This window comes from Nocardia mikamii NBRC 108933 (assembly GCF_001613505.1).
Taxonomy (GTDB): Bacteria; Actinomycetota; Actinomycetes; order Mycobacteriales; family Mycobacteriaceae; genus Nocardia; species Nocardia mikamii.
The window spans coordinates 286,244-298,551 of record NZ_BDCM01000007.1; the positions used below are offsets into that span (position 1 = coordinate 286,244).

Below are 12,308 nucleotides of genomic sequence, written 5' to 3' on the forward strand. Positions count from 1 at the left end.
CGCGACGCAGGCTCGCAGGCGCCATCGCGGAGGTATCGGCCAGTGCGTCGACGAAGACGTCCAGCATCGAGGGCACGAAGTGCGCGGTCGTGATCGTTTCCGCGCTCATCAGGTGCGCGAGGTAGGCCGGGTCGCGATGCCCGTCCGGACGCGCCACCACCAACCGCGCACCCACCTGCAACGGCCAGAAGAACTCCCACACCGACACATCGAACGTCGCCGGAGTCTTCTGCAACACCACATCATCCACCCCGAGCCGATACTCGGACTGCATCCACACCAGACGATTCACAATCGCCCCGTGACTCACCGCCACACCCTTGGGACGACCCGTCGACCCCGACGTGAAAATCACATACGCCACATGCTCCGGCCGCAGCTTGCCCAGCCGATCCACATCCGTCAGCGGACCGTCGGCATAGCCGGACACGTCCAGCCGATCGAGGTCGAGCACCGCCGGCGCCGGCTCCGCCCGCACCGGCGCATCGGTGGTGGCCAGCACACAGGCCGGTCGCGCGGTGTCGAGGACGTAGCGGATGCGTTCGGCGGGATGGTCGGGATCCAGCGGCACGTATCCGGCGCCCGCGGCGACGGTCGCGTACATGCCGACCACGAGTTCCAGCGAACGGCGCATATGCAGCGCCACCAGTGATCCGGGGCCCACTCCCGCTGCGATCAGGTGACGGGCGAGCCGGTTCACACGGGCGCCGAATTCGGCGTAGGTCAGCGTCGTCTGCGCGTAGGTGATCGCGGGGGCCTTCGGCGTGCGCGCGGCCTGGACGTCGAACAGCACGGGAAGAGTCGCGGTGCGGTCGATTTCGGTTGTGGTCGCATTCCAGATGTCGAGGACCTGCGACCGTTCGGACAGTTCCAGCAGATCGATGTCCCGGATGCGGACGTCGGGGTCCGCGGTCACCGCGGTGAGCACGCGCAGCAGCCGGCGCCCGAGGGCGGACACCGTCGACGCGTCGAACAGATCGGTGGCGTATCGCAGCACCGCCCGCAGTTCGCGCCCCTGCGCACCGTCGATCTCGGCCAGCGACAGCGCGAGATCGAATTGCGCCACCGGGTTGGCGAGCGGGTAATCGGTCACCTCCAGGCCGGGCAGCCGCAGGTCGGTGCCGGAGCGCTGCTCGAACGACAGCAGCACCTGCACGATCGGCGCATACGCCTGGGAGCGTTCCGGATTCACCTCCTCGACCAGCCGGTCGAACGGCAGGTCGGCGTGCGCGAAGGCCCGCACGTCGGCGTCTCGGACCCGGGTGAGCAGCTCGGCGAACCGCTCGTGCGCGCCGATCCGGATGCGCAGGACCAGTGTGTTGACGAACATGCCGACCAGATCGTCGAGTGCCTGCGCCGACCGGCCCGCGACCGGGGTGCCGATCGCCAGGTCGTCGGTGCCGGACAGGGTGGCGAGCAGGGTGGCGTAGGCCGCGTGCAGCACCATGAAGGTCGACACGCCCGCGCGGCGGGCCATGGTCTCGACCGCTGCGGTCAGCTCGGCCGGAATGCGGAATTCGATCGCCGCACCCGCGCCCGACGCCACCGCCGGCCGCGGCCGGTCGCCGGGCAGGTCGATGACGGCGGGCAGGCCGGCCAGCTCGGCGCGCCAGAATTCGATCTGGCGGGCCAGGCGGGATTCGGGATCGTCGGCGCGTCCCAGGACCGCGTGCTGCCACAGCGCGAAATCGGCGTACTGCACCGGCAGCGGCTGCCAGTCGGGAACCGCCGCCGCACGGCGCGCGGCGTAGGCGGTCACCAGGTCACGGGCGAGCGGCGCGGTGGATATGCCGTCGGCCGCGATGTGGTGCACGACCACGAGCAGGATGTGTTCGTCGGGCGCGACCCGGAAAGCGCTGATACGCAACGGGAGTTCGTGCCGCAGGTCGAAGCCGCGCGCCGCCGCGCCGGCGAGTTCGGCATCCACCTCGCCGGCGTTCACGGTGTGCAGCGTGAGCGCGGTCGCGGCGCAGTCCTCGGCGGCGCGAATGTGCTGGCGCGGGCCCTCGGCGTCCTCGGGGAAGATCGTGCGCAGCGATTCGTGCCGCGTCAGCACATCGGCGACCGCCTCGGAGAGGGCGAACTCGTCCAGATCACCGCGCAGGCGCAGCGCGAACGGGATGTTGTACATCGCCGAATCCGGTTCGATGCGGTTCAACAGCCAGATGCGAGTTTGCGCGAGCGACAACGGAATTCGATCCGGGCGCGGGCCCGCCGTCAGGGCCGGCACGGCCGCCTGGGGTGCGTCCTCGGCCAGGCGGGCCAGCAGGGCGGCGGTGGGTGCGCCGAAGATTTCCGCGACGTCGAGATCGCATCCCAGGGCGGCATTGACCCGCGCGACCACCCGCATCGCCAGCAGGGAGTTACCACCGGCGGCGAAGAAGTCGTCGTCGGCGCCGAAGGCTCCGGCACCCGGCGAGTCGAGGCCCAGCAGTTCGGCCATCACGGCGGCGACCACGGCCTCGGCCCCTTCGGCCGGGGCGCGGTAGACGGACTTCTCCCCGTGATCGACGGCCGGCAAGGCGGCGCGGTCGAGCTTGCCGGAGGAATTGACCGGCAGTTGCGGCAGCACCGTGACTCCGGCCGGGATCATGTACGCGGGCAGGGCTGCGCCCGCGGCGGCCAGCACGGCGGCGGGATCGACGGCAGCGCCCGCGGCCGCCACCACATAGGCGTGCAGCCGCGCGCGCTCCCCCGCTCCCGCGACCACCACGGCCGCCTGCGCGATGCCGGCCTGCGCGGTCAGCGCGGCCTCGATCTCACCGAGTTCGATGCGCAGCCCGCGTAGTTTCACCTGGAAGTCGTTGCGGCCCAAGTATTCCAGTTCACCGGCGCGGTTCCAGCGCACCAGGTCGCCGGTGCGGTACATCCGGGCTCCGGCCGGGGCACGACCGGCGGGCCCGGAGGCGGTAGCGGAGCGTGACCCCGCAGGGCCCTCGGGAGTGCCCCTTGTGGACACAGCGAACGGGTCGGCGACGAAGCGGTCGGAGGTCAGCTCGGAACGGCCGACATAACCGCGCGCGAGCTGGTCGCCCGCCAGGTAGAGCTCGCCGGTGACGCCGACGGGGACCGGGCGCAGCATCGAATCGAGCACGTAGACACGGGTATTGGCCACCGGACGACCGATCGGCACCGTCACGGTGTCGGCATCGCTCACCTCGTGGAAGGTGACATCCACCGCGGCCTCGGTCGGACCGTACAAGTTGTGCAGCGCCGCACCACCGAGCTCGCGCCAGCGTACGGCCGTATCCACCGCCAACGCCTCACCCGAAGTGAACACGCGACGCAACGAGGCCGGCGCCGTCGCGACCGAGCCGACGAATACGGCCAGCATCGACGGGACGAAATGCGCCGTCGTCACGGCCTCCTCGTCCATCAATCGCGCGAGGTAGGCCGGGTCGCGATGCCCGTCCGGACGCGCCACCACCAACCGCGCACCCACCTGCAACGGCCAGAAGAACTCCCACACCGACACATCGAACGTCGCCGGAGTTTTCTGCAACACCACATCATCCACCCCGAGCCGATACTCGGACTGCATCCACACCAGACGATTCACAATCGCCCCGTGACTCACCGCCACACCCTTCGGGCGACCCGTCGACCCCGACGTGAAAATCACATACGCCACATGCTCCGGCCGCAGTGGCGACACCCGGTCGGCATCGGTCACCGCGTCGTCGGCACAGCCGGACAGGTCCAGCCGGTCCAGCCGCACCACATCCACTCCGGCCGGTAGGACGGAATCGTCGGTCGTGGTCAGTACACAGGCGGGACGCGCGGTGTCGAGGACGTAACGCACGCGGTCGACAGGATGGTCGGGGTCCAGCGGCACGTAGGCCGCCCCGGTCGCGACGATCGCGTGAATGGCGACGACCAACTCCAGCGATCGCGGAATACGCACAGCCACAGCAGTTTCCGGGCCGGCCCCGCGGGCGATGAGGTAGCGCGCCAGGCGGTGCACGCGCCGGTCGAATTCCCGATAGGACAGACTGGTGCCCTCGAAGGTCACCGCCTGCGCCGCCGGGCGCTGCGGCCGGGCGGCGAGAAGTTCGGGCAGGGTGCGCGGTTCGACCGGGTAACCGGTGGCGTTGTGCCCGCCGATCAGCCGGTCGCGTTCGGCCGGCGACATCAGCTCGACGTCGGCGACCCGGGTGGTGCCCTCGGCCGTCATCGCCGCCACGATGCGTTCGAATCCGTCGAGCAGCGCCGCGACGGTCTCCGGGTCGAAGAGGTCGGCGGCATAGTGCACGTGCAGGTCGATACCCGCGGCCGTACCGTCCGCGGCGTAGGTCTCGTTCGCGGTCCAGTGCTGGTCGACCTGGATCGGCGCCGCCGCCGGCTCGACCGCGGCGATCTCCAGCCCCTCGAGCCGCAGCTGCGCGCGGGTCTGGTTCTGCAGTGTCAATGACACCTGGTACAGCGGCGAATGTGCGCGGGAGCGAGTCGGGTTGAGGGCTTCGACGAGCTGTTCGAACGGCACCGCGGCATGGTCGAAGGCGGCGAGGTCGACGGCCCGCACATGATCCAGATGTTCGACGAGGCTGTCCCCGCCGTGCACCGGGGTGCGCAGTACCAGCGTGTTGACGAACATGCCGACCAGATCGTCGAGCGCCTGATCACCGCGGCCGGCGACCGGGGCGCCGATCACGATGTCGTCGCTGCCGCCGAAGCGGGCCAGCAGTACCGACAGGGCGGCGTGCAGCACCATGAACGGTGTCACCCGATGTGCGGCCGCCAGGTCGTGGATGCGCTGATGCAGTGCGGAATTCAGCCGTGCGGTGCGGGCGCCGCCACGCTGGGAGGCGATCGCCGGGCGCGGGCGATCGGTCGGCAGCGCGGACAGCTCCGGCGCGCCGGACAGTTGCGCACGCCAGAATTCCAGCTGCCGAGCGGATTCCGATCCGGAATCGGCGACCGAACCGAGGGTGCGCTGCTGCCACAGGGCGTAATCGGCGTACTGGATCGGCAGCGGCGACCACCGCGGCGCCGCACCCGCGGTGCGGGCCTGATAGGCGACGGCGAGGTCCCGGGTCAGCGGGGCGAAGGACCAGCCGTCGGCCGCGATGTGATGCACGACGAACAGCAGGACATGGGTCTGATCGGTGCGATCGGCGTCGGGCGCGCGGCGCACCCGCAACAGCCGGATGCGGACGGGAACCTCGTCCGCGACGTCGAAACGACTGTGCGCCAAGCTTTCCGCCATGGCGGCGACCTCGGCGGCATCGACATCGGTGACCGTGAGATCCGGTACGGCGGCGGGTACGACGCATTGGGTCGCCACCCCGTCCCGCTCGGGATAGCGGGTACGCAGGGTTTCGTGCCGCTCGATCACATCGGCGATCGCGGCGCGCAACGCGGCGATGTGCAGATTGCCGGTGAGCCGCAGCGCGAAGGCGATGTTGTAACTGCCGCCGCCGGTGTCCAGGCGGTTGAGCATCCACATGCGCTGCTGCGCGATCGACAGCGGGACGATATCCGGGCGCGGATCGACGGCGATCGGCCCGTTGTCCCCGGAACCCTTGTCCGACACAGTGATCCGGGTAGCCAGCGCGCGCACGGTCGGCGCGTCGAAGACCGCGCGGACCGGCACCGTGTCCGCGGTGGCCTTGTTCAGGCGGGCGGCGAGCTGGGTGGCGATGAGCGAGTTGCCGCCCAGGGCGAAGAAGTCGTCGTCCGCACCCACCTGTTCGACGCCGAGCAGGGCGGCGAAGGTGTCGGCGACCAGCACCTCGGCCGCACCGACCGGCGCCCGGTACCGCGTGGGCGCCGGCACCGGCGCGGGCAGCGCCTTGCGGTCCAGCTTGCCGACCGGGGTCAGCGGAATCTTGTCGAGGACGACCAGTGCGACGGGCACCATATGCGAGGGCAACCGGCGGGCCGCGAAATCGGTGAGCTCGACGGGATCGACCGCGCGTCCCGGTTTCGGCAGGACGTAGGACACCAGCATGGTGCCGCGGGTGTCGTGGTCGCGTCCCAGGGTGGTCGCGTAGTCGACGTCGGGGTGGGCGCCGAGCACCGCGTCGATCTCGCCGAGTTCGACGCGGAAGCCGCGGATCTTCACCTGGAAATCCGAGCGCCCGACGTACTCGAGTTCCCATTCCGGCTGCGCCTGGCGCACCGTCGGCGCGACCGCGCGCCAGCGCACGACATCGCCGGTGCGATACATCCGGCTGCCCGGCGTCCCCCACGGGTTCGGCAGGAAGCGTTCGGCGGTCGCGCCCGATCGGTTGCGGTATCCCCGGGCCAGGCCACCGCCCGCGAGATACAGCTCACCGGCCACACCGGGCGCCACCGGCCGCAGTCGCCGGTCGAGCACCAGCGCCGACATGCCGTGCACCGGCGTGCCGATGGTGACCGGCTGTCCGGCGGTCAGCCGTGCGTACGAGGAGATGATGGTGGTTTCGGTCGGACCGTAGCCGTTGAAATAGCGGCGGCCGGGCTCCCAGGCCGCCAGCAGTTCGTCGGTGGTCACATCGCCGCCGACCGAAAGTACCTGCAGCTGCGGCTGTTCCGCCGCGTCCAGGGTGCCCAGCACGGCGGGGGTGATGATCGCGTGGGTCACCGCTTCCGCGCGCATCAGCGCGCCCAGTTCGGGGCCGCCGATGATGCGCGCCGGCACGACCACCAGCGTCGCGCCGGTGGCGAAGGCGCACATCCATTCCAGGACCGAGGGGTCGAAGCTCGGCGAGCAGATGTGCAGCATGTGGTGTTCGGGCCGCAACCCGTACCGTTCGATCGCGTACTGGGCCAGCCCGCCCAGGCCCGCGTGCGTCACGGTGACACCCTTGGGCCTACCCGTCGAGCCCGACGTGTAGATCACGTACGCCGGATGTGACATCCGCAGCGTGGCGAGCCGCTCGGCGTCGACGATCGGCTCGGCGGGCAGTGCGGCGAGTTCGGTCTCGGTCGCGGGCGCGTCGAGGATCAGCCAGCGCACGTCGTCGGGGAGGGCGTCGGCGTAGGCGGCGACCGTGATGCCGACCCGGGCCGCCGAATCGGTGACCATGTACCGCACCCGTTCCGCGGGATAGGTGGGGTCGACCGGGACGTGGGCGCCGCCGGCCTTGGCCACCGCGACGGCCGCGGCGACCATCTCGAACGACCGTGGAAGTGCCACGGCCACCAGCTGTTCCGGGCCGACGCCGGCCGCGATCAGCCTGCGGGCCAGCCGGGAGGAGTAGTCGTCGAGGTCGCCGTAGGTGATCGAACGCCCCTCGTAGCGCACCGCGATCCGGTCGCGGCCGAGGCTCAGCCCGGCGGTGAGCAGTTCCGGCAGCAGCGCGGTCGCCATCGCCTCGTCGGGCCGTACCCGGGTCAGCCGGACGTATTCGTCGGCGCTGAGCAGCGACATGTCACCGACCGCGGCGTCGGGATCGGCGACCAGCTGCCGCAGCAGTCCGAGGAAACGGCTCGCGAAACCCTCGATCGTGGCGTGATCGAAAAGGTCGCGGGCATAGGCGAACTCCGCGGCCAGCCCGTCGGGTGTCTCCCGGATGTTCAGGGCCAGATCGAATTTCGCGGTATCGGCGGCCTGCTCGACCGTTCCGGCCCGCAACCCCGGTAGCTCCAGCTCGCCGGTGGGCAGGTTCTCGAAGGCCAGCGCCACCTGGAACAGCGGATGCCGCGCGGTCGACCGTTCCGGATCGAGCAGTTCCACCAGGCGCTCGAACGGCAGGTCGGCGTGCGCGAAGGCACGCAGGTCGGCGTCGCGGGTGCGGTCCAGGAGTTCGGTGAAGCTCGCGCCGCCGGGCACCGCGGTCCGCAGCACCACGGTGTTGACGAACATGCCGATCAGATCGTCGAGTTCGCGCTCACCGCGCCCGGCGATCGGCGAGCCGATCGCCACATCGTCGGTGCCGGCCATGCGGGCCAGGAAGATCGCCAGCGCGGTGTGCACGGCCATGAAGGTGGTGGCCTGTCGCCGCTGGGCGAGCTCGCGCAGCCCATCGCGGATATCGCCGCCGACAGCGAATCGCACTCGGCTCCCGGCGTAGGAGGGCCGCATCGGGCGCGGCCGGTCGGTGGGCAGGTTCAGCTCGTCGGCGAGTCCGGCGAGGGTCGCGCGCCAGTAGGCCGCCTGGGCGCTGAGGACACTGTCCGGATCGGACTCCGAGCCCAGCACCGCGTGCTGCCAGATGCTGAAGTCGGCGTACTGCACGGGCAGCGGTTCCCACTGCGGTGCGGTTCCGGCCGCGCGATGCGCGTAGGCGGTCATGAGGTCGCGGGTCAGCGGGGCGATCGACCAGCCGTCGGCCGCGATGTGGTGTGCCACGAAGACGAGGATGTGCTCGGGCTCGACACCCTCGGAGCCGGCCACGTTGCTGTCGCCGAAGTCCCCGCGCAGCAATGCGAGTCGCAGTGGCGGTGCGGCGGTCACGTCGAAGCCTCGCGCCGTGAGCTCGGCGATCCGGCTCGCGATCTCCGCCGCCGGGACGCCGACCGGCGTCAGGTCCACATGTACGTCGGCGGCGGGCAGCACCTCCTGGGCCGGACCGTCCTCGTATTCGGGATAGCGCGTGCGCAGGGTTTCGTGGCGTCGCACCACATCGGCGACGGCGGCGGCCAGCGCCGCGACGTCCAGTTCCCCGCTCAGCCGGACGGCGACCGGAATGTTGTGGACGCCCGAATCCGGATCGAACCGGTTGAGGAACCACATCCGCTGCTGCGCCGGTGACAGCGGAATGCGCTGTGGCCGTTGCTGTTTCACCAGCGCCGGACGGGGTCGCTCGGCCACCTCGCCGCCGGCGGCGGCCGCGAAGGCGGCGACGGTCGAGGCTTCGAACAGGGCGCGCACCGGCACCCGGGCATCCACGATCCGGCCGACACGGGCACTGACCTGGGTGGCGTCGAGGGAGCTGCCGCCGAGGGCGAAGAAGTCGTCGTCGCGGCCGACCCGCTCCAGCCCGAGGACATCGGCGAACACCTCGGCCACCCGCTCCTCCAGCGGAGTGCGCGGTGCGTGGAATCGCGCGGCCTCCAGCACGGGCAGCGGTAACGCCGCGCGATCCAATTTGCCGCTGCTGTTGAGCGGGAATTCGGCCAGTTCGACGACGGCGGTGGGAATCATGTACGCGGGCAGCACCGCGCCGAGTCCCTCCCGCACATCCCGCACATCGAGTTCGGCGCCCGGCGTACGGATCACGTATCCGGCCAGGTAGTCGCCGCTCTCGCCGGTGACCAGGCGCACCGCGGCCTGGCCCACACCCGGCGCGGCCAGCAGCGCGGTCTCGATCTCCGGCAGTTCGATGCGCTGGCCGCGGAATTTCACCTGGAAGTCGATGCGGCCCAGGTAGTCGAGCTCGCCCTCGGGAGTCCAGCGCACCAGATCGCCGGTGCGATACATCCGTTCGCCGCCGAAGCCGAAGGGGTTGGCGACGAACCGGTCCGCGGTCAGATCGGAGCGCCCGCAGTAGCCGCGCGCGAGTTGCGTTCCGGCCAGGTACAACTCGCCCGGCACGCCGATCGGCACCGGATGCAGCCGAGAGTCCAGCACGAAGACCTGCGAATTCCATTCCGGCTCGCCGATCGGCACACTGCGCACATCGTCGGCGGTGACCTCGTGGCAGGTGATCGACACCGCCGCCTCGGTCGGGCCGTACATATTGTGCAGGGCGCCGTCGCACTTCTCGGCGAACAGGGCGGCGGTTTCCGCGGGCAGCGCCTCTCCGACCACGAAGGCGGCCCGCAGGGTGGTCAGTTCGTCCGCCTCGGCGTGGTTGAGGAAGACGGTGAGCATCGAGGGGACGAAGTCGGTCAGCGTCACTCGCTGCGCGGCAATGGTTTCGGCGAGATAGCGAGCGTCGCGGTGGCCGTCGGGAGCGGCCACGATCAGGGTGGCGCCCGCGCGCAGCGGGAGGAAATAGCCCCACAGCGAGACGTCGAAGGTGGTCGCGGTCTTCTGCAGGTAGATGTCGCCGGCGCGCACCCCGTATTCGGCCTGCATCCATTCGAGCTGATTGGCGATGGCGCGGTGACTGACCGCGACCCCCTTGGGCCGCCCGGTCGAGCCGGAGGTGAACAGCACATAGGCCGGATGGTCCGGATGCAGCGTGCCGTTGCGCTCCCGGTCACCGATCCTGGCCGCGGAGTATGCGGTGAGGTCCAGCTCGTCGAGATGGTGCACGTCGACCGTATCGGCCGTCGCCGCCGGTAGTGCGAAGCCGGCGGCCCGCGTGGTCAGCACCGTATGCGGCCGCGCGGTGGCGATGATGTGGCCGATGCGCTCGGCCGGATGGGACGGGTCCACCGGAACGTAGGCGCCGCCGGCGTGCAGCACCGCGTACATGCCGAGCACCAGTTCGATCGAGCGCGGCATGGCCAGGACCACCAGCGTCTCCGGCCCGACGCCGGATTCGATCAGCTTGCGCGCGAGCCGGTTCACCCGCTCGGACATCTCGCCGTAGGTGAGCTCGATGCCTTCGAAGACGAGTGCGCGGTGGTTCGGCGTGCGGCGCGACTGCCGATCGAAACCCTCGTGCAGGAAATGGTCGAACACCTTGTGGCCGCTGGCATTCCAGCTGGAGGTCACATAGTCGAGTTCGCCGGCGTCGAGCAGTTCCAGATCGCCGACCGGCAGATGCGGGTCGGCGATGGCGCCCCGGAGCAGGCGCAGGAATTTGGCGGCGAATTCCCCGACCGTGGGTTCGTCGAAAAGGTCGGTGGCGTAGGTGAATTCGGCGCGATATCCGCCTTCGGCGGCGGGCGGGGTGGAAATGGTGAGCTGGAGATCGAATTTCGCGAAGCCGGGATCGAAATCCACGAGCTCGCTTTCGAGACCCGGCAGTTCCGGCGCCCCGACCCCGATGTTCTGCATGAACAGGCCGACCTGGAACAGCGGATGCCGCGCCTGCGAACGCGCCGGATTCAGCACCTCCACCAGGCGTTCGAACGGAATCTCGGCATGGGCGAAGGCATCGAGGTCGACGGCGCGGACGCGGCGGACCAGGTCGGCGAAATCGGTGTCGCCGGCCACCCGGGTCCGAAGGACCAGGGTGTTGACGAACATGCCGACCAGATCGTCGAGCGCGCGCTCACCGCGGCCCGCGACGGGCGTGCCGATCGCGATATCGCTCGTCCCGGACAACCGGGCCAGCAGCAGCGACAGCGCCGCGTGCAGCACCATGAACGGCGTGGCCCGCAGCTGGTCGGCCAGCTCGTCGATCGCCGCGCGCAGGGCGGCGTCGATGGTGAATTCGACGGTCGCGCCCCGGTACGAGGCCGTGGCCGGGCGCGGACGATCGGCGGGCAGATCCAATTGCGCCGGGAGCTCGGCCAATTCGTGCTGCCAGAAGGTCAGCTGCCGGGCCGCCTCGGAGTCCGGATCGGTGTCGTCGCCGAGCACTCGCTGCTGCCACAGCGTGTAGTCGGCGTAGTGCAGCGGCAGCGGCGTCCAGTTCGGGGCGGTGCCGCGGCTGCGGGCGGTGTAGGCCTGGATCAGGTCGCGTAGCAGCGGTCCCATCGAGACCCCGTCGGCGGCGATGTGATGGACCACCAGCACCAGGGTGTGATCGTCGGCGCCGGTACGCAGCAACCGGACCCGTACCGGGATCTCGGCGGCGACGTCGAAACCGGTGGCGGCGACCTCGCGCACCGCGGCGACCAGATCGGTCTCGGCGATCTCGACCGGCGTCAGATCCGGCTCGGCGACGGGCCGGACGACCTGCACGGCCCCCGCCGCGGTCTGCGGGTACACCGTGCGCAGCACCTCGTGGCGCGCGGTCACGTCGGCGACGGCCGCACGCAATGCCGCGGTGTCGAGCCGGCCCCGCAGGCGCAGCGCGACCGGAATGTTGTCCACCGCCGCCGCGGAGTTGCCGGTGGCGTCGCTGTTGGCCAGGCGGTTCAGGAACCACATGCGGCGCTGCGCCGCCGACAGCGGTACCGCCTCCGGACGGGGGCCGGCGACCAGCGGTGGCCGCACGCGGGCGGTGGTGGCCAGGGCGGCGAGTCCGGCCGGAGTGGGGCGGTCGAAGAAGTCCCGCACGTCGACCGCGATATCCAGGGCGGCGCCGATGCGCGCGATCGCGCGGGTGGCCAGCAGCGAATTGCCGCCGCGGGCGAAGAAGTCGTCGTCGGCGCCCACGGCGTCGATGCCGAGCAGGCCGGCGAAGATCTCCGCCACCGCTCGCTCGCCCGGCGTCTCCGGCGCACGGAATTCACGTGCGGCGCCCGCGAACTCGGGTTCGGGCAGGGCCTTGCGGTCCAACTTGCCGTTGGCGTTGACCGGCATGCGGTCCATGCCGACGAGCAGGGTCGGCACCATGTATTCCGGCAGCCGCCGCGCGGCGTCGCGAAGAATCGCGCCG

The 12,308-nt window shown here is 70.7% G+C and carries 1 protein-coding gene (cut by both window edges); it reads right to left on the minus strand.

Every position in this 12,308-nt window falls within one protein-coding gene, locus tag NMI01S_RS10255, for a non-ribosomal peptide synthetase, read on the minus strand. The gene is 31,731 nt long; 17,672 of those nucleotides lie to the left of the window and 1,751 to its right, leaving coding positions 1,752-14,059 in view (codon 584, partial, through codon 4,687, partial); the first complete codon in reading order (the gene reads right to left) occupies positions 12,305-12,307. Both codon boundaries (start and stop) fall beyond the window edges.